We start from the raw sequence: 1218 nt of genomic DNA, 5'->3' as shown, positions 1-1218 counted from the left end.
CCTCCGACTAAGAGGACTATCATCGCCGCCGCTTCTATTCGGAAGACCGCAAACTCAATCGTTGGCGCAGTCACCGACAGAGTGGCATTCGTAAAGAACATCGCGGTCCATAGCGTGTTACCACCTATTCTGTGCACGCCTATGACAGCGGAGGCAAACCCGAAGATCAATAAGACGTGATGTGACAAACCGCTGAACTCCAAACATAGGGCAGCCAAAGACCCAAGCGCTACGCCAACACCAAACCGCAATGCAGCATCCGGCACTTTTTGAAGTGGAGCCAAGACGCGGAATACGAACAACAACGAAAGCCAGTAGGATTTTTGGTTTCCGATTATGTGAGCGAGAAACGACGTCAAACTCATGCCGACAATTAAGAATAGCCAGATAGAAATTGCTTCCTTGAAAGACATGGGAGGTCGTATTGCTGATCCCGCCAAGTTAAGCCAAACGCTGAGCAAACTACCGACTGTCGCCGCGGCCAGAAAAACCAAAACATGAACGGCAATACGCTCGTCGGGTGGGATCAGTAAGTACAAGAGCAATCCGTTCAATGCAGGAACTGTTGCAAAACCACCGTTCTTGTACCCTTCAAAAGCAGCCCAACTAATCAAGACAAAACCACACAGAAAGGCGATCCACTGAAGCGGGAAGAGTGTGCATACCAGTATACTCACCAGCACCATCGCAAACGTTCTGGCGTTAGAAACAAGACTAGAAAAGACAGACCCTAAAAAACCAGCTGAAAAACCCGCGACTGCCGCAATACCACCAAACGCAACGGCCTGATCGCCAAGCAGTACGACGAGTACAGCTGTTGTACATATTGCAAACGCGGTACTCCAAGAGAGCAATCCTCCATCGAACTTGATTGGCACCCTTGTTCCGCCACTAAGCGGCTTTTCGTCGTGAGTTCAATTTAGCCCTTACGAAGCAGACGTTTTCGATTTTTCCCAGTTTTTTCGCGGACTCGAACTGGCGCTGGCTAGTTGAATGATATGCCTCCGTAGGACACCGTACTGCGTCAGAATACGGGGACTGGGCACGCTTCAGTCAATGATGCAAGTATGATTGATTGCCTGAAAAACGCGCGTTGACTATCGTAGTATACAATCGCAACACAGCGCAGTGCTCCACTAAGAAAGTAGCAATCACGTAAAAAGCTATCGCAGCGTATGACTGGGCAAACTATAGCGTAAAGTAGCTGTGAATGGTCGC

The 1218-nt window shown here is 49.3% G+C and carries 1 protein-coding gene; it reads right to left on the bottom strand.

All coding sequences use genetic code 11. From position 1 onward, the window contains the following. Positions 1-878, bottom strand: an 878-nt coding sequence (locus GOV53_RS21165) for a hypothetical protein (RefSeq protein ID WP_170470542.1), incomplete at its 3' end; no start/stop codon positions are given. Between the last annotated feature and the right edge of the window lie 340 nt (positions 879-1218).

Source organism: Ruegeria arenilitoris (assembly GCF_013035315.1).
GTDB classification, from domain to species: Bacteria; Pseudomonadota; Alphaproteobacteria; order Rhodobacterales; family Rhodobacteraceae; genus Ruegeria; species Ruegeria arenilitoris_D.
The sequence above is the reverse complement of the archived record's forward strand: the minus strand, read 5'-3'. Positions and strand labels throughout refer to the sequence as shown.